This is a genomic window from Bradyrhizobium sp. PSBB068 (assembly GCA_016839165.1).
GTDB lineage: Bacteria > Pseudomonadota > Alphaproteobacteria > Rhizobiales > Xanthobacteraceae > Bradyrhizobium.
In genome coordinates this window covers 2,706,076-2,727,629 of sequence record CP069300.1, presented here as the reverse complement: position 1 = coordinate 2,727,629, position 21,554 = coordinate 2,706,076, and the positions used below count along the sequence as shown (strand labels likewise).

General features: G+C 65.6%; 21 protein-coding genes and 1 pseudogene. 10 read left to right on the top strand and 12 right to left on the bottom strand.

Going from position 1 to position 21,554, the window contains the following annotated elements:
* Window positions 1–68: 68 nt before the first annotated feature.
* The 6 genes from JQ507_12505 to JQ507_12480 all read left to right on the top strand — a co-directional run bounded on the left by JQ507_12505 (window position 69) and on the right by JQ507_12480 (window position 5,451).
* Complete coding sequence (locus tag JQ507_12505; GenBank protein ID QRI72229.1) at window positions 69–866, top strand: TetR family transcriptional regulator; 798 nt, start codon at window positions 69–71, stop codon at window positions 864–866.
* Window positions 796–2,352, top strand: a complete 1,557-nt coding sequence (locus JQ507_12500; protein ID QRI72228.1) for a long-chain fatty acid--CoA ligase — start codon at window positions 796–798, stop codon at window positions 2,350–2,352. Before JQ507_12505 ends, JQ507_12500 begins: the two co-directional genes overlap by 71 nt.
* Window positions 2,353–2,458: 106 nt before the next feature.
* Entirely contained in the window at window positions 2,459–3,055 is a 597-nt protein-coding gene (locus JQ507_12495; protein QRI72227.1) for a DUF2889 domain-containing protein, read from the top strand.
* A 58-nt stretch (window positions 3,056–3,113) separates the two neighbouring features.
* A complete protein-coding gene (locus JQ507_12490; protein QRI72226.1) occupies window positions 3,114–3,662 on the top strand; it encodes a GrpB family protein in 549 nt (182 codons plus the stop codon).
* Between the two features lie 245 nt (window positions 3,663–3,907).
* Window positions 3,908–4,522, top strand: a complete 615-nt coding sequence (locus JQ507_12485; GenBank protein ID QRI72225.1) for a TetR/AcrR family transcriptional regulator — start codon at window positions 3,908–3,910, stop codon at window positions 4,520–4,522.
* 68 nt (window positions 4,523–4,590) lie between these two features.
* Window positions 4,591–5,451, top strand: a complete 861-nt coding sequence (locus JQ507_12480) for a DMT family transporter (protein ID QRI72224.1) — start codon at window positions 4,591–4,593, stop codon at window positions 5,449–5,451.
* 49 nt (window positions 5,452–5,500) lie between these two features.
* Here the strand turns inward: JQ507_12480 and JQ507_12475 are convergent, their stop codons facing one another.
* Window positions 5,501–5,968, bottom strand: a complete 468-nt coding sequence (locus JQ507_12475) for a carboxymuconolactone decarboxylase family protein (GenBank protein QRI72223.1) — start codon at window positions 5,966–5,968, stop codon at window positions 5,501–5,503.
* On the bottom strand, window positions 5,965–6,387 hold the full coding sequence (locus JQ507_12470; protein ID QRI72222.1) for a cupin domain-containing protein: 423 nt from the start codon (window positions 6,385–6,387) through the stop codon (window positions 5,965–5,967). The genes JQ507_12475 and JQ507_12470 overlap by 4 nt, the downstream gene beginning before the upstream one ends.
* Window positions 6,388–6,476: 89 nt before the next feature.
* Between JQ507_12470 and JQ507_12465 the strand changes: the two genes are divergently transcribed.
* Window positions 6,477–7,919 carry a PLP-dependent aminotransferase family protein gene (locus tag JQ507_12465; GenBank protein QRI72221.1) on the top strand — a complete coding sequence of 481 codons (1,443 nt, stop codon included), beginning with the start codon at window positions 6,477–6,479 and terminating at the stop codon, window positions 7,917–7,919.
* On the opposite strand, the gene JQ507_12460 is transcribed toward JQ507_12465, so the two are convergent.
* Window positions 7,897–8,724 (bottom strand): SDR family NAD(P)-dependent oxidoreductase, encoded by an 828-nt coding sequence (locus tag JQ507_12460; protein ID QRI72220.1) that lies wholly within the window; start codon window positions 8,722–8,724, stop codon window positions 7,897–7,899. The two genes, JQ507_12465 and JQ507_12460, sit on opposite strands and share 23 nt — an antisense overlap.
* A 292-nt stretch (window positions 8,725–9,016) precedes the next feature.
* Between JQ507_12460 and JQ507_12455 the strand changes: the two are divergent.
* Together JQ507_12455 and JQ507_12450 are read left to right on the top strand one after the other, a co-directional pair.
* Window positions 9,017–9,309: pseudogene (locus JQ507_12455) on the top strand (hypothetical protein).
* A 172-nt stretch (window positions 9,310–9,481) separates the two neighbouring features.
* Window positions 9,482–10,102 (top strand): TerC family protein, encoded by a 621-nt coding sequence (locus JQ507_12450; GenBank protein ID QRI72219.1) that lies wholly within the window; start codon window positions 9,482–9,484, stop codon window positions 10,100–10,102.
* Between the two features lie 60 nt (window positions 10,103–10,162).
* On the opposite strand, the gene JQ507_12445 is transcribed toward JQ507_12450, so the two are convergent.
* From JQ507_12445 to JQ507_12425, 5 genes are all read right to left on the bottom strand, one after another.
* Window positions 10,163–10,882 carry an RraA family protein gene (locus JQ507_12445; protein QRI72218.1) on the bottom strand — a complete coding sequence of 240 codons (720 nt, stop codon included), beginning with the start codon at window positions 10,880–10,882 and terminating at the stop codon, window positions 10,163–10,165.
* Window positions 10,883–11,173: 291 nt separating this feature from the next.
* On the bottom strand, window positions 11,174–12,502 hold the full coding sequence (locus JQ507_12440) for an IS1182 family transposase (GenBank protein ID QRI72217.1): 1,329 nt from the start codon (window positions 12,500–12,502) through the stop codon (window positions 11,174–11,176).
* Window positions 12,503–12,741: 239 nt separating this feature from the next.
* On the bottom strand, window positions 12,742–13,623 hold the full coding sequence (pssA, locus tag JQ507_12435; protein QRI72216.1) for a CDP-diacylglycerol--serine O-phosphatidyltransferase: 882 nt from the start codon (window positions 13,621–13,623) through the stop codon (window positions 12,742–12,744).
* 77 nt (window positions 13,624–13,700) lie between these two features.
* Window positions 13,701–14,399, bottom strand: a complete 699-nt coding sequence (locus tag JQ507_12430; GenBank protein QRI72215.1) for a phosphatidylserine decarboxylase — start codon at window positions 14,397–14,399, stop codon at window positions 13,701–13,703.
* Window positions 14,400–14,452: 53 nt separating this feature from the next.
* Window positions 14,453–16,420: an ABC transporter ATP-binding protein/permease gene (locus JQ507_12425; protein ID QRI72214.1), complete on the bottom strand. Its 1,968-nt coding sequence runs from the start codon at window positions 16,418–16,420 to the stop codon at window positions 14,453–14,455.
* A 234-nt stretch (window positions 16,421–16,654) separates the two neighbouring features.
* Between JQ507_12425 and JQ507_12420 the strand changes: the two genes are divergently transcribed.
* A complete protein-coding gene (locus JQ507_12420; GenBank protein QRI72213.1) occupies window positions 16,655–17,260 on the top strand; it encodes a TIGR00730 family Rossman fold protein in 606 nt (201 codons plus the stop codon).
* 161 nt (window positions 17,261–17,421) lie between these two features.
* Here the strand turns inward: JQ507_12420 and JQ507_12415 are convergent, their stop codons facing one another.
* The 4 genes from JQ507_12415 to JQ507_12400 all read right to left on the bottom strand — a co-directional run bounded on the left by JQ507_12415 (window position 17,422) and on the right by JQ507_12400 (window position 21,435).
* Window positions 17,422–17,799 (bottom strand): VOC family protein, encoded by a 378-nt coding sequence (locus tag JQ507_12415; GenBank protein QRI72212.1) that lies wholly within the window; start codon window positions 17,797–17,799, stop codon window positions 17,422–17,424.
* 122 nt (window positions 17,800–17,921) lie between these two features.
* Window positions 17,922–19,520 carry a citramalate synthase gene (locus JQ507_12410; protein QRI72211.1) on the bottom strand — a complete coding sequence of 533 codons (1,599 nt, stop codon included), beginning with the start codon at window positions 19,518–19,520 and terminating at the stop codon, window positions 17,922–17,924.
* Window positions 19,517–20,023: a GNAT family N-acetyltransferase gene (locus tag JQ507_12405; protein ID QRI72210.1), complete on the bottom strand. Its 507-nt coding sequence runs from the start codon at window positions 20,021–20,023 to the stop codon at window positions 19,517–19,519. The genes JQ507_12410 and JQ507_12405 overlap by 4 nt, the downstream gene beginning before the upstream one ends.
* Window positions 20,020–21,435 carry a cysteine--tRNA ligase gene (locus JQ507_12400; protein QRI72209.1) on the bottom strand — a complete coding sequence of 472 codons (1,416 nt, stop codon included), beginning with the start codon at window positions 21,433–21,435 and terminating at the stop codon, window positions 20,020–20,022. Before JQ507_12400 ends, JQ507_12405 begins: the two co-directional genes overlap by 4 nt.
* Between the last annotated feature and the right edge of the window lie 119 nt (window positions 21,436–21,554).

Here is a 21,554-nt window from a genome sequence, read left to right as displayed (position 1 = left end):
CATGGGTAATATACGGGACATCACGCAAAGTCAATGCGGCATCGGCTTCACGACACCGGCTTCAAGAGATGGACGACGGTCACATCCCCTCCTCCAGCCAGTCCCCCTGGCTGCCCTTCGAGAGCCGGCGCCGCGCCCGCGATGAGAAGCGCGAGGCGGTGCTGCGCACGGCCGTCGCGCTGTTCCTGGAACAGGGCTACCATCGCGCCACGCTGAACGAGGTCGCCAGACGGCTCAACATCACCAAGCCGGCGCTCTACAATTACTTCCGCAGCAAGGACGAGATCCTCTACGAATGCTGGTCGATCGGCAATGAGCTGGTCGACGACTGCATCGCCGAGACCTCGGCCGCCGGCGGCTCGGGGCTCGACAAGCTGCGCAAGCTGATCGTCCGCTATGCCGAGCTGATGACCGAGGACTACGGCAAGAGCCTGGTCAGGTTCGACCTCCGCGATCTCAGCGAGAACAACCGCAAGATCGTGCAGACCGCCAAGCGGCGGATCGATCGCGCCTTCCGCGACTATATCGCTGGTGGCGTCGAGGACGGTTCGGTGAAACACTGCGATCCGAAGCTCGCGGCGTTCGCGATTGCGGGCTCGCTGAACTGGATCGGACACTGGTTCCAGCCCGGCGGCGCGATGACCGGACGCGCCGTCGCCGAGGAATTCGCGATCCGCCTCACCGAGGGGATTGCCACGACGGCAACGCGCAAGACAGCGCAGAAAGCAGCCGTTCCGGCTGCAGAGAAGGCGGACAAACCGCCTCGCAAGGGAAACACACCAAGGGAGAATCAGAGTGAACATCACACACGGGCTGCGGCGCGCGCTGCAGGTCAATCCAAACGGCCTCGCGGTCGTCTGCGGTGAGCGACGCCGCAACTGGCGCGAGGTCGGCACCCGCGTCGCCCGCCTCGCCTCCGGCATCCGCGCGCTCGGCGCAGCGAATGGCGACCGCGTCGCAATCCTGTCGCTGAACTCCGACCGCTATCTCGAGCTCTATCTGGCAGTCGGCTGGGCCGGCGCCGTGATCGTGCCGCTCAACATCCGCTGGTCTCCGATCGAGAACGAGGACGCGCTGCGCGACTGCCGCGCCACGATCCTGTTCGTCGACAAGGCGTTCGCGGCGGTCGGCGCGACGCTCGCGGACGCGATCCCCGGTCTGACGCTGATCTATGCCGACGAGGGCGAAACGCCTGAAGGCATGGAGAACTATGAGACGCTGATCACGCGCAGCGAACCGATTCCGGATGCGATGCGCACCCGCGACGATCTCGCCGGCATCTTCTACACCGGCGGCACCACCGGCCGCTCCAAGGGCGTGATGCTGAGCCACGGCAACCTGATGGCCAATGCGCTCAACGCCCTCGGCGAAGGCCTGTGGCCCAGCAGCACGATCTACCTGCACGCGGCGCCGATGTTCCATCTCGCCAACGGCGCGGCGATGTATTCAGTGCTGTTGTCGGGCGGCTCCAATGTCGTGATCCAGGGCTTTACGCCCGACGGCGTCGCCGCTGCCGTGCAGAAGGAGCGCGTCACCGACGTGCTGCTGGTGCCGACCATGATCCAGATGTTCGTCGATCACCCGACACTCGCGAATTACGACCTGTCGTCGCTGAAGCGGATCGCCTACGGCGCCTCGGTGATCAGCGACGCGGTGCTGATGCGCGCGATGAAGGCGTTGCCGCATGTCGAGTTCACGCAAGCCTACGGCATGACCGAGCTGTCGCCGATCGCAACCCTGCTGCACTGGAAGGAGCATATCGGCGACGGCCGCGCCAAGGGCCGGCATCGCGGCGCCGGCCGTGCCACGCTCGGCGCCGAGGTCAAGATCGTCGATGCGGAGGACAAGGTCGTGCCGACGGGCACCGTCGGCGAGATCGCGGTGCGCGGTGACATGGTGATGATGGGCTATCGGGAACGGCCGGAGGAGACCGCGCGCGCCGTGATCGACGGCTGGATGCACACCGGGGACGGCGGCTACATGGATGCGGACGGCTTCGTTTACGTCGTCGACCGGGTCAAGGACATGATCATCTCCGGCGGCGAGAACGTCTATTCGGCCGAAGTCGAGAACGCTCTCGCCCAGCACCCGAGCGTGGCGCAGTGCGCCGTGATCGGCATTCCGAGCGAGCGCTGGGGCGAGCAGGTTCACGCCGTCGTGGTGATGAAGAGCGGCGCCAGCGCCACGCCGGAAGAGCTGATGGCGCACTGCCACACGTTGATCGCCGGCTACAAATGCCCGCGTAGCGTCGACATCACCGCAACGGCGCTGCCGCTCTCCGGCGCCGGCAAGATCCTGAAGCGCGAGCTGCGCAAGCCGTATTGGGAGAACCGCGAGCGGCGGGTGAGCTGACGCCTGACCCGCCCTACGCACTGCATAGGGCCGCGCCGACAGCATGCGTTGACATCGAGGCACGCGGCCGATTGGATCGTTTCTAGATCCAATCCAGCGAGTTCCGATGTCCGCACCTGATACCAACGCCGACGGCAAGCCCCGCCGCCTGATGCACCGCCGCTCCGTCGAATGTCTCGGCTATCTCCGCGACGACGGGCTGTGGGAAGTCGAGGCGCGGCTGGTCGACACCAAGCCCTATGCACGACAGGACAGGCATCGCGGCCTGCAACAACCCGACGATCCCGTGCACGACATCAGGCTGCGTCTCGCGGTCGACGACAGTTTCACGATCCGTGAGACCGGCACCAATATGGCCTCGACGCCCTACCCGTCCTGCCTCGACGTCGAAGGGATTTTGCAGCGGCTGGTCGGCGAACGCATAGGCAAGGGCTGGCGCGAGCTGGTGCGCCGCAAGATCGGCAGACTGGAGACCTGCACCCATCTCGCCGAGCTGCTGGGTCCCGCGGTGACGACGCTGTTCCAGACCGCGACCGCAGGCAAGAACCCGAAGGGCCGCGACTCGCTCGATCATCAGCGCGATGCCACCGAGCCGCCATTCTTCGTCGGCGGCTGCTATTCGTGGCGGCTGGACGGCCCCGTCGTGGCCGAGACATTTCCGCAGTTCGCGACGAAGCCCATCGAGGTGAAGCAGGGGTCCTGAGCGAAGCATCGCCGCCGCCCGGGTGATAGTCTGCGAGAAGGACGATCAGGAGGTGAGCGTGGAGAAGTACGGCGCCGGGTCGATCGTCGTCTCCGACTATGACCCCAGCTGGCCCGCACTGTTCGCGCAGGAGCGCGCGCGGATCGCGCAGGCACTCGCGCCATTCGCGTTGGCCATTGAGCATGTCGGCAGCACTGCCGTTCCAGGCCTCCCGTCGAAGCCGATCATCGACCTCTTGGTTGGTGTCCCTAACCTTGAACAGGCCCGGCAGCGCTGCATGACACCGCTCGAGGCACTCGGCTATATCTGCATGCCGGAATACGCGTCATGGCTCCCCCGCGAGTTGTTCTTCCGCAAGGGGCCGCCAGGTCCCTGGACGCACCACATGCATGTGATGGAGCTATCGCATCCGCGATGGGAGGCACTGGTGGTGTTTCGCGACTATCTTCGCGCACACCCCGAGGCAGCCCGCGCCTACGCAGATATCAAGCGCGAGCTTGCCGCTTCGTCAAAGGACGACATCGGGGCATATCGAAACGGAAAAACCGCGTTCGTCGAGGAGACGACGGCAAAAGCTCGGGCGTGGCACCGAGCGGTACGCGATTGAAGCACAAGTGGTCCCCCGCACGGGTGCACGCTCATCACCGGACATGGGTCCTCGCGATCAGCCGCCGTGCCATGCAGCCATGCATCGCAATGGGTTGATCCGCGTCGCGCTCACGTAGTCGTCCGCATGAGCGAACATACGGCCGGCGCCAAGCTGCAGGCGGCCGGGCTGGTGACCGTGTTGGCCGGGCTCTCCCTCTTGCAACGCCCTTGCAATTTATAGACCAATTAGTCTATATATCAACAATGAGCCGCCAGATCGCTGTACCGCCGCCCCGTGGCCGCCCCCGGAGTTTCGACGTCGAAGCCGCCGTCGAACGCGCAATGAATGTGTTCTGGTCGCGCGGCTATCACGCCACGGCGCTGCCGGACCTGCTTCGTGCGACGAAGCTCTCGCGCGGCAGTCTCTACGCCGCATTCGGCGACAAGCACTCGCTGTTCCTGCGCGCGCTCGATCGCTACATTGCCGATGCCCTGACACGGATGGACGCCGAATTCGACCCGCGCAGGGAGCCGGTCGCCGGCCTGCGGGCCTACCTTGCCGGCTATGTCGAGCGCAACAGCGGTGCCAATGGCCGACGCGGATGCCTGTTGGTAGCCACCACCATGGAACTGGCTGGCCGTGATGCCGACGTTGATCGTCGCATCGCGGGCTTTTTCAGAGACATGGAGGCCAGGGTGGCAGATGCGCTTTCCCGGGCAAAAATGGCGGGCAAGCTGGCCGACGGCGTCGAACCTTCAAGTGCCGCCCGAATTCTCGTCTGTTTCGTCGAGGGGCTGCGGGTGGTTGGTAAAACGGCGCCGACACGGATCATTTCGCAAGCCACCGTTGACGCTTTTCTCGAGCGCTTCATCAGGTAAGTCGACACATCGACGCCTCTTATTGGCGCGCCGATATATAGACCGATCGGTCGTGAAAGAAGGAAGCTATGTCTGCGATCCAGATCGTCTGCGCTGTGCTCGTTCCCCTGCTCTGGGGCTATCAGTTCGTGGCCATCAAGGTGGGCGTCATGGAATTTCCGCCTCTCTTCTTCCTCGCACTGCGCTTCCTGGCTATCGCGCTACTGCTTATTCCATTCGTCAAAAGGCCGACACGTCAACAGTTCGGCCCTGTCGCAGCTATTTCGGTTTTCCTTGGCGGGCTAAACTTCGGGCTGTTCTATGTCGGCCTTGGGCTCGGCTCGGGAAGCCTATCGGCCGTCGCGTATCAACTCGCTCCGCCGTTCACCGTCCTGTTGGCTTGGCCACTGCTTGCGGAGAGGCCGTCTCTGACTGCTTCCGCCGGCGTGGTGCTTGCATTCGTCGGTGTGGTCGTGCTGGCAGCAGGGCCTGGGCTCTCGGCAAACGCCCTTCCGTTGCTGCTCGTGGTCGGGGCAGCCTTCGCGTTCGCGGTGTCGAACGTCCTGACGAAACGCTACGGCCCTTTTGATCCCCTGATGTTGATGGGGTGGTTCTCGCTGCTCACGGTACCGCAGGTCACGTTGATGTCGTTGCTCCTTGAACATGGACAAGCGGCGAGCCTTGTCACGGCGGATCATCGTGGCTGGCTGGCACTCGCCTATACAATTTTCGTCGGAGGAATTGCCGGGTTTGGCCTCTGGTTCTGGCTGATCGCCCGTTGCTCGATGGGCCGCGTCGCGCCGTTCGGCCTGCTGCTTCCGGTGTTCGCACTGATTTCGAGCGTCATGTTCCTTGGCGACAGCATGACCCCGAAGCTGATCGTCGGGGGGCTGCTCGCGATTTCCGGCGTTGCCCTCACGCAATTCAGGCCGAGCGCAAGGCCGGTTTGAATCCGGAAGCCGCACTGTCGCGACTGCCGGATTCGGCCCCGGTCGGCATTCACGCCGCGGCGGAATGCTCGACGACGGCTTGCGGCGGGTTACGGAAACCGATCGCGATCCGGTTGTAGGTGTTCATCAGGCCGATCGCGATGGTCAGGTCGACCAGCTGCTTTTCGTTGAACACGGCACGCGCCGCCTGATAGTCCTGGTCCGGGATCGCGGTCTGCGCCACCCGGGTGACGGTTTCGGCCCAGGCCAGCGCCGCGCGCTCCTCGGCGTCGAACAGCGCCTCCGCCTCGTGCCAGACCTGCAGCAGCGCGAGCTTCTCGATCTTGACGCCCATCTTCCGCAGCGAGCGCGTATGCATGTCGAGGCAATAGGCGCAGCCGTTGATCTGCGAGATGCGCAGATAGACCAGCTCGATCAGCTGCGCGGACAGTCCGCATTGGGTGAGATAGCCATAGACGCCACCGAGCGCCTTGATGCCCGCAGGGGCCGCCTTGTTGTAGTCGATGCGCATGCTCACTGCTTGTGCCCTTGCTTTTGCTCTGCCTGGTCGTAGACGGTCAGCGCCTTGTCGTTGCTGTCGACGACGAAGACGGCAAGCAGCTTCGCGGGCTCGGTGCTGCTGGCATTGCGTCCGATCACGTGATGCGCGCCGGGCGCCTCGAAGAAGCTGTCGCCGGCGCGATAGACATGCGGCGCGGCCTCGCCCTCGACCTGGCTCTCGATCGCGCCCTGCAGGACATAGACATACAGGAAGGCGGATTTGGCATGACGGTGCGGCGCCGACGGATCGCCAGGCGGGAAGTCGACCTCGGCCGTGACCAGCGACTTGCCGGGAATGTTCGTGATCACGTGCTCGAACTTCGGCGTCACCGTTTCCGCTCTCGCCGCGGTCGCAAGCACCGCGCAGGCCAGAATAACCGGCAGTAGGATCTTCATCTGATCGCCTCCATTGCTGCCGGATAGATGCGGGCATGGAGGCCTGAAAAGAAGCACCAAGAATGAACCGAATTGGTGTACCACGGGCCATGCCAAAGCCGCTTCCCATCGCGCTCGACCGCTCGGCCAAAACGCCGCTCTCCGAGCAGATCCGCAAGGCGATCGTGACGGCGATCGACAATGGCGTGCTGGTGCCGGGCGCACGGTTGCCGTCGTGGCTCGACCTCGCCGCGCAGCTCGGCGTCGCCCGCGGTACGGTGCGGGCGGCCTACGACAGATTGTCGGACACCCAGCACATCGTGTCGTCGAAGGCGAATGGCACCAGCGTCGCGAGGCGTCCAGGAAAGGCCGCCAAGCCCGACGCGCCGGTCGCTCCCGGATCGGTCGTGGAGATGTTTCATGACCTGACCGGCCAGGGACACTTCCGGATGGGCGTTCCCGCGCAGGACTCCCTCCCCGCAAAGCTGCTGGCACGAATCCGCGCGCGCGCCGTGCGAGCAGAGCTGAGCGCGGTGAGCCGCTATGGCGATCCGCGCGGCGAGCTCGAACTGCGGCGTGAGATCGCGGCGCATCTTGCGATCGCGCGCGGCGTGGAATGCTCGCCGGCGCAGATCGTCGTCACGTCAGGCTTCAGCGGCGGACTTGGCCTCGCGCTGCGCGTGCTCGGCCTCGAAGGCCGCCGCGCATGGATGGAAGACCCGGGATTTCCATTGACCCGAAAGGGGCTCGAGCTCGCCCGGCTGGAGCTGGTCGCAGTCCCCGTCGACGGCAACGGCATCGACGTCGACCATGGCCTCAAACACGCCCCCGATGCGGCGCTCGCAGTCGTGACGCCGGGACAGCAGGCGCCGCTCGGCCCGCCATTGTCGGCGGCGCGCCGCGCGCAGCTGCTCGACTGGGCCACGCAGACCGGCGGCTGGATCATCGAGGACGACTATCTCGGCGAGTTGCAGCTCGACGGCCGCGCCGCGCCGGCGCTCGCCTCGCTCGATCGCACCGGCCGCGTGATCCATCTCGGCTCATTCAGCAAGACCATCTCGCCGACGCTGCGGCTCGGCTTCCTGGTTGCGCCCGAGCCATTGGCCGCGGAGTTCGCCGATGTCGCGACCTGCCTCGTCCCGGCCCCCGGACCGGCCGTGCAGCTTTCGACCGCGGAGTTCATGCGCGATGGCCACTACATCCGCCACCTCCGACGCACCAAGCAAGCCTATTGCGACAACCGCGACGCCCTGACATCTGCGCTGCGTCCGTGGAGCAACGACGTGCGGGTCGCGGGACTTGCTGTGATGCTGACGCTGCCGGACCAGGCCGGGGATGTCGAAATCGCGCGGCAGGTGCTGGCGCACGGGCTGGCGCCTGCCCCGCTCTCGCCCTGGTATCTCTCACCGAAGCGCGCGCAACCCGGCCTGCTGCTCGGCATTGCGACCGTGCCCGATCGCGGCGTTCCTGCTGCCTGCAAGCGTCTGTTCGAGGCGATCCACGCCGAAGCCGCGCCAGCCCCGCGCCAGGTCAGGAAGTCCGCAGGCCCGTGAGCGCGAGGCTCAGCGCCCGCAGCCGCTGGCGCGCCTCGGCATCATAGGCCTGCGCATGGGCGCGGGCCTCGCGCTTGCCGTCGAAGAACAGCCCGCTCTTGTCGGCGACGTCGTCGTCCTGGACCAGGCGCAGGATGGCGTCGCCGCCCTGCTCCACGGTCGAGATCGGCGTCGCGCCGCTGGCGCGCACCATCGTGGTGTTCATGTAGGTCGCCGGATGCAGCGAATTGACGGTGACGCCGGAGCCCTGCAACTGCTCGGCGAGATCGATGGTGAACATGATCTGCGACAGCTTGCTCTGCGCATAGGCGCGGCCGCCGCTGTAGTTCCTGGTGATCATCACGTCGCCGAAATCGATCGGGTGCTGGCCGAGCGAGGCGACGTTGACGATGCGCGCCGGGGCACTCGCCTTCAGCCGCGGCAACAGCAGATGCGCAAGCAGGAAGCCGGCGAGGTAATTCACCGCGAAGCGCAGCTCGTGGCCATCCTTGCTGGTCTGCCGCGCCGGGCCCTCGTTCTGCGAGCCGATACCGGCATTGCTGACCAGCACGTCGAGGCGCTCCTGGTCGTCGAGCACCAGCTGGGCAAACTCGCGGACCTCGGCGAGCGAGGACAGATCGGCCTGATAGAACATCGGCTCGCGGCCACTGACCCGCTTGATCTCGTCGGCAAGGGCCTGCGCCCGCTTGGTATCGCGGCCATGGATCAGGACCCGGGCGCCGGCAGCCGCCAGCTTCATCGCCACGTACCGGCCGACGCCATCGGTGGAACCGGTGATCAGCACGGTCTTGCCTGCCATATTCATCGCAATCGCCCTTCGATCGTTCGCCCAGTGCTGCCAGCAAAGATAAATGCGCGGCACGGACTTTGCCATGGCGCCGCCAGCGCCGGAACGGCCGAAATGGACCGCCCACAGCGCTGCCATGGCCGCCCGGCGTACAGCCTGTCGCGCGGCCTGCCGTCGCGCGGCGCCGCGCCGCGCGTCAACGTGAATGCATTCTGATAGTCTCGACACGAACGACCAAGTCAGGATCGGAATGTCCTCGACCATTCCAGACCGGATCGTGCGGAAAACTCCCTCGCGGGAGCCGTTCGGCATGCTCCTGCTGTTCGCGGTGCTGTCAGCGCTGCCGATCGTCCTGACGCTGCGTCTGGTTGAGCCCGCACTCGTGCTGCCCGCGCTCAGCCTCGTGTTGTTCGCTGAGGCAGCCATGGCCGCGCTTGCGGCGCGCGTGATCCGCGTGCGCGCAAGCGCGGCGAACCTCACGCTGTGGGATTCGCCGGTGCGTTCACCTTTATGGGGTGTGCAGCGGCGATCCTCGGCGAGCCGGACCAAGCGGCGCTGTTCTTCGAAGAACAGGCGGCGTTTCGTCCAGCATCACGACCGTAATCCCAGGCCGGGCCCCTCTGGCAGCCACAAGCTGCGATGTCGGACTGGAACTCAGTTGGAGTGGCCCTGCCTCGACCCGCGACGCGACACCGTCGCGGCGGATTTGCCGTCGGATGACGAACGCATCCGGCTTCGTCGAACGGTCCACTCCCCGACCTCAGGGGGATGATCCATGTCCGAACTATTCTCACTCGACGCGCTCAGCGCTTTGCTGCAAGTCGTCGTCATCGACCTCGTGCTGGCCGGCGACAATGCCGTGGTGATCGGCCTTGCCGCGGCCGGCCTGCAGGCAAAGCAACGCGGCAAGGCGATCCTGATCGGCATCGGCGCCGCGACGCTGTTGCGCATCGTGTTCGCGCTGCTCACAACGCAGTTGATGCAGATCGTCGGCCTGCTGTTGGCCGGCGGCATCCTCTTGCTGTGGGTGTGCTGGAAGATGTGGCGGGAGCTGCGCGCCAGCGCGCACAGGACCGCGGCCGAACACACAGCCGACGGCGCGGCCGGCCAGCGCAAGACGCTCTGGCAGGCCACGACCCAGATCATCGTCGCCGACGTCTCGATGTCGCTCGACAACGTGCTGGCGGTTGCCGGCGCGGCGCGCGAGCAGCCGATCGTGCTGGTGTTCGGCCTTGCGCTCTCGATCGCGATGATGGGCGCGGCCGCCACCTTCATCGCGCGGCTCCTGCAGAACCACCGCTGGATCGCCTATCTCGGCCTCGCCGTGATCCTCTATGTCGCCGTCGACATGACCATTCGCGGCGCCAACGAGATCGCCAAGGTCGCGCCGGCCTGACGAAAGCAAAACGGCGGGTCTTCAGGCCCGCCGCTCCGCATATCGATAACGCGCGATGCGTCAGTGGATTTCCGACGAACGCTTCAGCGCGTCCTTCAGCTTCTCGAGGGAAAAGTCCTTGCTGCGCGCGATGTCGAGGATCGGGGTCTCGCGGCGGCCGCACAGCTCGGCGGCCTCCGGCAGCTTGGCCGCGACGTCATAGGGGATCACGATCGCGCCGTGGCTGTCGGCGTGGATCAGGTCGTCGGAGCGCACCGTCATGCCGGCGACGCGGACCTCGCCGCCAAAACTCTCGGCGTGCACCCAGGCGTGCGACGGGCCGATCGAACCGGCCAGCGCCTGGAAGCCCGGCGCCCATTGCGGGATGTCGCGGATCGAGCCGTCGGTGATGACGCCGAGGCAGCCGAGCGCCTTGTGCACGGCGCTCTGCACCTCGCCCCAGAACGCGCCGTAGCCGACGTCGGGCCCGTCGATGTCCTGGATGACGGAGATACGCGGTCCGAAGCCGGTGCCGACATATTCGTAATAGTCGATGCGGCGCTTCGACTGCTCCTCGGCCGAGAGCCCGGATTTCAGCACCGAGCGGATCGCAACCGTGCGCGCATAGCCGACGATCGGCGGCAGCGTCGGGAACGGGCAGACCAGCGGCTTCACGGTGTAGCCGATCAGACGCCGCTCGGGCGCCACGATCTCCATCGCGTTGCAGATCGTCGGCGTGTCGTAGCGCGCCAACGCCTCGAGGACGGAAGCAGGCAGCGGGGCGGAAGCGGATGTCGTCACGGCGTTTCTCTCCTGATTATTGGCGTCGGATTTCTTTGTTTGAGCATGATCTCTTCGGAAAACCGGTTTCCACTTTTCCGGATCATGCTCGAGCGGGCCGTCCCAGCCTATAGCCGAGATCAGAGGCGAACCCAACCGAGGCACGCTCATGGCTGATATTTGCGGGAGTGAAGCCCACTCTATCACCGTCACCCTGACAGCTTGTGAAGCTTTCGGGTTTTGCCTTTTACGTCTGTAGGTCGGGTGGGTTTGGTTTTTTGCGCAGCTGCGGCCGGGTGGCCGATGTGGTGTTTAAGCGCTGTAGAGCCGATGCCCTTGTAAGACGTTGTTGGTGAGGACGAACCAGAGCGCGACGGCACGGACCTTTTCAAGGCCGCGTACGGTGAGTTGCCGCAGGCCCCAGTTGCGCCATCGAGCGTGGATGCACTCGCAGATCGATCGGAGCTTGTACTGGGCCTTGCCCGGCTCGCTTGCCATCCGTGCCCGCCAAGCCAACACGCCCGGGCCGTCGCCGCGCCGCGGCAGGTAGGGATCGGTACCGTGCTTGGATTGCGTGGGCGGACAATAGACCTCAACCCCTTGATCATGCGCCCACTCGATGTCCTCGGCACTGCCAAAGCCGCCATCAACGAGATGGCGGCCCGGAAGGCGGCCGGTCCGCGCGCGCAAGCGATCTAGCATTGGCTGCATGAGGCCGCGATCGGAACCAATATTGGTCACGTCGAGCCCGGCCACGATCTGCTCGCCGGCCGCGCTCGCCACCTGCACATTGTATCCTGGCCGGAAGCCGCCGCCGGCCATCTTCATGACGCGGGCGTCGGGGTCCGTCGTAGAGGCGCGCGGCTCCTTCGGCGTCTTGCCGTTGTTGCGCTTGTCTTCGCGCGCCTGGCGCTGCCGCTTGATCTCGGCGAGCGCGGCCTGCGCTGCCTTCAGGCGTTCGGTGCGCTCACGCGCCGCTCGCTCCTTGGCCGCCTTGATGCGCTGGTTGCTGGCATCGGAGCGCGCCTCGACCTCGCGTTTGAGCTCCGCCACGATCGTCTGCGCGGTCTCCAAATGGTGATCGAGTGTCTGTTCTCGCCGGAACGAGGCGGCCCCGGCGCTCGCCCGGATCCGCACGCCGTCCTGCGCCAGCTGGCTGAGGTCGACCAGGCCCACCTCCGCCAAGGCCGCAAGATGTTCGGCGAGCAGCCGATCGAGCAGATCGGCGCATCCGACCCGGAAGTCCGCCAGCGTATGGTAGTTCACCGAGACCCCGCCACACAGCCAGCGATAGACATCGTGGCTCTCGCACAGCCGCTCCAGGGCGCGAGCGCTTCCTACCCCGTCGCTGGTCGCATAGAGCCACAGTGCCAGCAAAAGCCGTGGCGACGTCGCCGGATGACCCGGCCTCTCGCCCCGCGCCTTGATCCGATCTTCAAGCTCGCGCAGCTCGAGCCCGTCGACATAGCACCAGATCACCCGCGCCGGATGATCTTCCCCGATCAGGCTATCGATATCCACCGCCCGCAGTTCAATCTGATCGCGCTGCGGCTCGCGCAGACGCGGCAAACCCGCTGGCGCCGCATCAGTTTGCGGCTTCGGCTGCTCCGGCAGTTCTCCAAACAGCTGGTCTTCAGCCATCTCCCGCTCTCCCGCAATTCAGCGATTGCAGGGAATCACATCCCCCATCCCTCCCGCTACATCTTTCGCCCAAGCCACAAAAATTCACACGCTCTGAGGTGGCCGCTTCTTCAGCCGCCTTCGAAGGGTCGACGGCCCCGCTGGTGACCGTGCATCCTTCGAGGCTCGCTGCGCTCGCACGTCCAGCGACAAAGGCGAAGCCTTTGCGCGGGGATGACGGGTCAATCAATGGGCGCGCTTTAATGCAGATGGGTCGGACGGTCGTCATGGTCGTCGCTATCCGCGACCGGCGCTACGTAAGGAGCAGCAGCGGCAGGTGCCGGCGCGCCGGCACCTCGCGTCTGCGCCGCAAGCTGGCGCTCCTGGTCGCGGTAGGACTTCCAGCCCCAGGGCAGGCTGATTAGATAGGCCACCGAGCCCGCCGACAGGATGTGCCAGGGATACCCGATCAGCAGCGCGACGAAGAACACCACCGACACGAACACCGGCAACACCATCTCCGGCGGCACGCGCATCTTCACGGTCTTGCCGGAGAACACCGGCAGCCGCGACACCATCAGGAAGGCGATCAGCAGCGTGTAGAATGCCGTCAACGTCGACGGCGGCATCGGCACGCCGAGGAAGGCGAGATAGATCGGCAGCAGCACGGTGATCGCACCGGCCGGCGCCGGCACGCCGGTGAAATAATTGGCAGCGAAGGCCGGCTTGTTCGGGTCGTCGATCGAGGCATTGAAGCGCGCCAGGCGCAGGCCGCCGGAGATCGCAAACACCATCGCGGCGATCCAGCCGCCGTTGTTGAGTTCATGCAGCTGCCAGAAATACAGGATCAGGCCCGGCGCTACGCCGAAATTGACGAAGTCGGCGAGGCTGTCGAGCTCGGCGCCGAATTTCGACTGGCCCTTGATCATGCGGGCGACGCGGCCGTCGATGCCGTCGAGGATGGCGGCGAACACGATGGCGGCGACCGCCAGCTCCATCCGCCCTTCCGTCGACAGCCGGATCGCGGTGAGGCCGGCGCAGATCGCCAGCAGCGTGATCATGTTCGGCACCAGCATCCGCACCGGGATCGGGCGGAACCGGCGGCGGCGAAGCTCGCTGGAATTGTTATCGAATGGCGTCATGGTCCGATAAATATAGCAAGCATGGCCCCGCTCCGCCATCGGCACGGGAACCGGCTGATCAACCGGCCGAAACAGCGTTAATCGGCGCGGTAGGTGCGGCCCGGATCGGCGCCGCGGAAATCCGCCAGGATCGTCTCGCCCGCCACCGCGGTCTGGCCTTCGGAGACCAGCGCCTTGGTGCCCTCGGGCAAATAGACGTCGAGACGCGAGCCGAAGCGGATCAGGCCGAAACGCTCGCCGGCACCGATCGACTGCCCCTCCTTGACGAAACAGACGATGCGGCGCGCCACGAGGCCCGCGATCTGGACCACGCCGATCCGCCCGTTTGAGCTGGAGATGACCAGCGAATTGCGCTCATTGTCCTCGCTCGCCTTGTCGAGCTCGGCATTGATGAAGGCCCCCGGCCGGTAGGCGATGCGGTCGATGCGGCCGGCCACCGGGCTGCGGTTCACATGGCAGTTGAACACGCTCATGAACACCGAAACCCGCGGCAGCGGCTTGTCGCCAAGGCCGAGCTCGGCCGGCGGCAGCGCCTGTACCACCATGGAGACGCGGCCATCGGCCGGCGACACCACGATGCCGTCGCGCAGCGGCGTCACCCGCACGGGATCGCGGAAGAACAGCGCGCACCACACCGTGAGCAGCGTCCCGATCCAGCCGAGCGGGGTCCAGATCCAGAACAGGATCAGGCTCGCAAGGGCGAACCCGCCAATGAAGGGGTAGCCCTCGGGGTGGATCGGCGGGATCTGCGCGCGGATGGAATTGGCGATCGACATCAGAACTCGCTTGGGTTTCCCCGCCCCGGTTGGCGGGAGACGCCCTAGATCGACTATTCCGCGGCGGTCGGCAAGGGCTTCTCACCCGCAACGGGGCTGGAATCCTGTGAGGATTCAGTGACCGCCGGCGGCAGGCGATTCGGCGCCGTGCCGTCGTCATCGACCTGGGCGAGCCGTTCGCGGGCCTCCTCGGCCTCGCGCTGCCGGTTCCACATGCTGGCGTAGAGGCCGTCGGCGGCCAAAAGCCGCGCGTGGGTGCCGCGCTCGGCGATCCGGCCCTGGTCCAGCACGATGATCTCATCGGCGCCGACGATGGTCGACAGCCGGTGCGCGATCACCAGCGAGGTGCGGTTGCGCGACACCCGCTCCAGCGCGCCCTGGATTTCGGCCTCGGTGTGGCTGTCGAGCGCGGAGGTCGCCTCGTCCAGCACCAGGATCGGCGGTGCCTTCAAGACGGTGCGCGCGATCGCGACGCGCTGCTTCTCGCCGCCGGAGAGCTTCAGGCCGCGCTCGCCGACCTGGGTCTCGTAACCCTGCGGCGACATCCGGATGAAGCCGTCGATCTGCGCAAGGCGCGCCGCCTCCTCCACCTCGTCGTCACCGGCATCCCAGCGGCCGTAGCGGATGTTGTAGCGGATGGTGTCGTTGAACAGCACGGTGTCCTGCGGCACCATGCCGATCGCCTGTCGCAGCGAGGCCTGGGTCACGGTCTTGATGTCCTGGCCATCGATCAGGATGCGGCCGCTCGATACGTCGTAGAGCCGGAACAAGAGCCGGGAGATCGTCGACTTGCCGGCACCGGACGGACCGACGATCGCAACCGTCTTGCCGGCCGGCACCTCGAAACTCAAGCCTTTCAAGATTTGCCGATCGGGCTCGTAGGCGAACCGGACATCCTCGAAGCGCACGCTGCCGGCGGACACCGCGAGCGGCTTGGCGCCCGGCACGTCCTTCACCTCGGGATCGCGCGCCAGCACGTCGAACATCTTCTCGATGTCGATGATCGCCTGCTTGATCTCGCGATACACCATGCCCATGAAGTTCAGCGGCTGATAGAGCTGGATCATCATCGAGTTGATCAGCACGAAATCGCCGACCGTGTGGGTGCCGTTGCGGATGCCGAACGCGCACATCAGCATGGTCGCGGTGAGGCCGGCGGTGAAGATGATCGCCTGCCCGGTGTTGAGCACGGCGAGCGAAGTATAGGTCTTCACGCTGGCTTGCTCGTAGCGCTCCATCGAGCGGTCGTAGCGCCTCGCCTCGCGCTCCTCGGCGCCGAAATACTTCACCGTCTCGTAGTTGAGCAGCGAGTCGATCGCCTTGGTGTTCGCCTCGGTGTCGGAATCGTTCATCTTGCGGCGGATCTCGATCCGCCACTCGGTCGCGACGTAGGTGTAGTGCATGAACACCACGACCGTGATCAGCACCGCGAGCACGTAGCGCCAGTCGAACTGCCAGAGCAAGACCGCCGCCAGCAGCGTGACCTCGACGATGGTCGGGATCAGCTGCAGGATCACCATCCGCACGATGGTCTCGATGCCGGAGCGGCCGCGCTCCAGCACGCGAGTCAGGCCGCCGGTCTTGCGCTCCAGATGGAAGCGCAGCGACAGCTCGTGCATGTGGACGAAGGTGATGTAGGCGAGCCGCCGCACCGCATGCATCGCAACGCGGGCGAAGATGCCGTCGCGCCACTGCGTCAGCACAGCCATGATGACGCGCACCGCGCCATAGCTGATCGTCATCAGCACCGGCGAGGCGATCAGCCACAGCACCCAGTTCGACGACTCGACCGGAGCCGAGCCCGCGCCGTTCAGCGCATCGATCGCCCATTTGAAGGTGAACGGCACCGACAGCGTCGCGAGCTTGGCGAACAGCAGCAGCACCACCGACCAGATCACGCGCATCTTCAGATCGGCGCGATCGCCCGGCCAGATGTAGGGCCAGAGATGAACCAGGGTCCCGACCAGCGTGCCCTTCTCGGCGGGCGTCGTCGCGGCCGTGGGCTCTCCGCCAGCGGTCATCCTCTGTTGCGGCGGCACCATCAGGATCCCGCTCTCGCCGTCATGGCGCGCCGGCGCGCTGCCACATCTTTTCCACGATTTGCCATTGTGCCCGTCATATAGATCGTTTGAACGCGGCGTACAGGCTTATGACGAAAATTGTTCGCGATTCGCGGGAATTTACGGGATTTTTTGGCTCTCAATCCCCATATGGGAGTCTTGACCCTGTTTACGCTGCAGTGCCACAAGGAACGTATGAACCAAATCAAGACCGTCTGTGTTTATTGCGGCTCCGGCCCCGGTAACAATCCCCGCTTCGTTGAAGCTGCCGTCGCGCTCGGCAAGGCCTTTGCCGAAAACAACGTGCGCCTGGTCTATGGCGGCGGCTCGATCGGCCTGATGGGCGCGGTCGCAAAGTCCACGCTCGACCATGGCGGCTCGGTGACCGGCATCATCCCGGAGTTCCTGCGGGCGCGCGAGAATGCGCTGACCTCGGTCCAGGAGATGATCGTCACGCCCGACATGCACGAGCGCAAGCGCCTGATGTTCGAGCACTCTGATGCGTTCGTTGCGCTGCCCGGCGGCATCGGCACGCTGGAGGAACTGGTCGAGCAGCTGACCTGGCAGCAGCTCGGCCGTCACTCCAAGCCGATCCTGCTCGCCAATATCGACAACTTCTGGGAGCCCCTGCTCTCGCTCTTGAGCCATATGCGCACGACGGAGTTCATCCGCCCGACATTGCCGATCAACGTCCTGATGGCCGACCGTGTCGACGACATCCTGCCGCGGCTGCGTTCCGCAGTAGCCGGCAAGCCGGCCGCCGCGAAGGAGCTGGCCCCCGAAGTGGCACGGCGGCTGTGATCGCTCGAACGCGCTAAATTGTTCCCGTCATGCTGAGGAGCGCGGAACGCGCGTCTCGAAGCATGCACGGCCCGGCTGGCGGCCGTTCGCCCTTCGAGGCTCGCCCAGCGGCGCAATTGCGCCGCAAGGCTCGCACCTCAGGACGACGGGTTCAGCCTCGCTCACGCGCTCGGAAACGTCACCGCCTCGATCCGGTTGCCGTCGGGGTCGAGCACGAAAGCCGCATAGTAGCGCACGCGGTCGTGCGGACGCAGGCCGGGCGGGCCATCGGACAGGCCGCCGGAGGCCAGCGCGGCGGCGTGGAAGGCATCGACTTCAGTGGTGGTCTTCGCACGCAGGCAGATATGGGTGCCGCTCTCATGTGCGACGTGCGCCATCGTGGCGCGCAGATTGATCCAGAATTCGGGATAGGCCTTGCCGAAGCCGATCGTCGCCGGCCGCGTGACGAGACGGTTCAGGCCGAGCGCGGCCAGCGTCGGCTCGTAGAACCGCGCCGCGCGCTCGAGATCGCGGACGCCGACGGAGACGTGGTCGATCATGTGCCGTTCTCCCTCGTCATTGCGAACGAGACGAAGCAATCCATCGCGCCGCACGTGGAGGCATGGATTACTTCGCCGCTATCGCTCCTCGCAATGACGGCTGTGCGTTGTTTGTCGTTCACTCACGCCGGCGCGCCCGACTTCACCAGCTTGTAGAACACCGAATCCATCAGCGCCTGGAACGAGGCGTCGATGATATTGGGCGAGACGCCGACCGTGGTCCAGCTCTCGCCGGTCTCGTCCTCGCTTTCGATCAGAACCCGCGTGACCGCCTCGGTGCCGCCATTGAGGATACGCACGCGGTAGTCGATCAGCTTCAGGCCATCGATGTACTTCTGGTACTTGCCGAGGTCCTTGCGCAGCGCGACGTCGAGCGCATTGACCGGGCCATTGCCTTCGGCGGCCGAGATCAGATGCTCGCCGTCGACATCGACCTTCACCACCGCGAGCGCCACGGTCACACGCTGGCCGTTGGCGTTGTAGCGCTGCTCGACATTGACGTCGAACTGCTCGACCTTAAAATATTCCGGTACCTTGCCGAGCGTGCGGCGCGCCAGCAAATCGAAGGATGCGTTGGCGGATTCATAGGCGAACCCCGCGGCCTCGCGCTCCTTCAACTCCTCGACCAGCCGCGTCAGCCGCGGGTCGGTCTTGTCGTAAACGATGCCGGCGCGGTCGAGCTCGGCCATCACGTTGGAACGACCGGCCTGATCCGAGACCAGCACCTTGCGGTGGTTGCCGACAGTCTCCGGAAGCACATGCTCATAGGTCTGCGGATCCTTCATGACAGCCGAGGCATGGATTCCGGTCTTGGTCACGAAAGCGCTCTCGCCGACATAGGCCGCGTGACGGTTCGGCGCGCGGTTCAGCATGTCGTCGAGCGTGCGCGACACCTTCATCAGCGTCGCCATCTTCTCGGTGGTGACGCCGATCTCGAACTTCTCGGCGAACTCCTGCTTCAGCTTCAGGGTCGGGATCAGCGAGCAGAGATTGGCATTGCCGCAGCGCTCACCAAGGCCATTGAGCGTGCCCTGGATCTGCCGCGCGCCGGCACGCACCGCGGCGAGCGAGTTGGCGACCGCCTGCTCGGTGTCGTTATGGGCGTGGATGCCGACGTGAGCGCCGGGCACCTGCGTGACGACATCAGCAACGATGGTTTCGATCTCATGCGGCATGGTGCCGCCATTGGTGTCGCACAGCACCACCCAGCGCGCGCCGGCCTGATAGGCCGCCGTCGCGCAGGCGAGCGCATAGTCGCGGTTCTCCTTGTAGCCGTCGAAGAAATGCTCGCAGTCGACCATCACCTCGCGGCCGATCGCCTTGGCGGCCGCGACGCTGTCGCGGATCGAGGCGAGATTCTCCTCATTGGTGGTCTCGAGCGCAACCCGGACCTGGTAGGCGGAGGATTTTGCGACGAAGCAGATCGCGTCCGCCTTGGCCTCGAGGATGCCGGCGAGCCCCGGATCGTTCGAGGCCGAGCGGCCCGGCCGCCGCGTCATGCCGAACGCGGTGAAGCGCGCATGATCGAACGCGGGCTTCCTGCTGAAGAACTCGGTATCGGTCGGATTGGCGCCGGGATAACCGCCCTCGACATAGTCGATGCCGAGCGCGTCGAGCATGCCCGCGATCACCTGCTTGTCCTGCAGCGTGAAGTCGACGCCGTTGGTCTGCGCGCCGTCGCGCAGCGTGGTGTCGAACAGATAGAGGCGCTCGCGGCTCATGCGTGCCCTCCGGGCGCGGCGACGCCGTCGAGCGTCTTCTGCATCGTGGTGTTGGCGAGCCACTCGTCGCCGATGGTGACCGAATTGCGCTGCTGTGCGACATAGCCGCGCTTGCGGAAGAATTCGAGCGCGGTGTCGCTGACATCGACCTTCAGGATCTTGGTGCCGCGGGCGCTTGCGATCTTTTCCAATGCATCGCACAGCGCGGCACCGACACCCTGCCCGACCGCACTCGGATGCACATAGAGCATGTCGATGTGATCGGCGCCCTTCAGCGAGGCGAAGCCGACAGGCGCGCCCTGCAACGTCGCAATCAGCGTCAGCTGGCCGGCAAGCTTCTTGCCGAACGCTGCCTCGTCGTCGGCAGCCGCCGCCCAAGCTTCCTGCTGCGCCTCGCTGTAATCGTCGCCGGTCAGGTCCATGATCGAGGCCGCGAAGATCGCCGCCAGCAACGGCGCGTCATCAGGCAGATAGGGGCGCAACGCGGGTGCGGAGCGGCTCATCGCGCGACCTCCCAGGTGGTCACTGGTTTGCCGTCGGCGTCCTTGCCATCCTTGATCGCCACCCCCATCGCGGCGAGCTGATCACGGATCCGGTCCGACTCCTTGAAATCCTTCCGCGCCCGCGCCGCCGTGCGCTCGGCGATCAGCGCCTCGACGGCCGCCGCATCGACGCCGCTCGCTTGCCGCTTGCGGCCCTCCCAGGCCGCCGCGCTCTCGGACAGGAAACCGAGCAACCGCAGCGAGCCGGCAAATTCCCTGCGACTCTGCTCGCTGCTCGACGATGCGCTGCGCAGGCCATGCAGCACGGCCATCGCCTGCGCCGTGTTGAGATCGTCGTAGAGCGCCTCGACCATGGCCTGCGACGGCGCGCCGGGCTCGGCATCGGCCGCAACCGCGTACCAGTCGTCGAGCGTCTTCGCGCTCTCTTCCGCGCTCTTCAGCGTCCAGTCGAGCGGCGAACGATAATGCGTCTTGAGCATGCTGAGCCGCAGCACCTCGCCGGGCCAATCGGCCAGGAGATCGCGGATCGTGAAGAAGTTGCCGAGCGACTTCGACATCTTCTCGCTCTCGATCTGCAGGAAGCCGTTGTGCATCCAGACATTGGCCATACGGTCGGTGTGGAACGCGCAGCAAGTCTGGGCGAGCTCGTTCTCATGGTGCGGGAACACCAGATCGATGCCGCCGCCATGAATGTCGAACTTCTCGCCGAGATGCTTCCAGGCCATCGCCGAGCACTCGATGTGCCAGCCTGGCCGGCCCTCGACCGCAATGCCGGCCGGCGACGGCCAGGACGGCTCGCCCGGCTTCGACGGCTTCCAGAGCACGAAGTCGGTGTTGTCGCGCTTGTAGGGCGCGACGTCGACGCGGGCGCCGGCGATCATCTCGTCGAGCGAGCGCTTCGACAGCGAGCCGTAGCGCGGCAGCACCGAATTGGCCGCGTTCATCGCCTGCGGCGAGAACAGCACATGATCCTCGGCGACATAGGCGAAGCCGCCGGCGACCAGCTTCTCGATGATCGCGCGCATCTCCGGGATGTGCTCGGTCGCGCGCGGCTGCACCGTCGGGGCCAAGCAGCCGAGCGCCGTGACGTCGTCCTGGTACTGCTGATAGGTCAGCTCGGTAACCTTGCGGATCGCCTCGTTCAGCGGCACGCCGGGATAGTCCCGCGCGGCGCGGACGTTGATCTTGTCGTCGACGTCGGTGATGTTGCGGACATAGGTGACGTGATCGGCGCCATAGCGATGGCCCAGCACGCGGAACAGCACGTCGAAGACAATGGCCGCGCGGCCGTTGCCGATATGGGCGAAGTCGTAGACCGTCGGTCCGCAGGCATACATGCGGACATTGTTGGCATCGAGCGGCACGAGGGGCCGCTTCTCCCGGGTCAGCGTATCGTAGAGGCGCAAATCCATGGATCACCTGTTCCTCGCGGCGAGGCGTCCGGTGATTCTCAGGCGATTGAGAAAAGACGGCCTCAGCCAGCGAATCGCTAGCTCATAATCTCGCGGCAAATGCTGCAGATGGCGAGGTG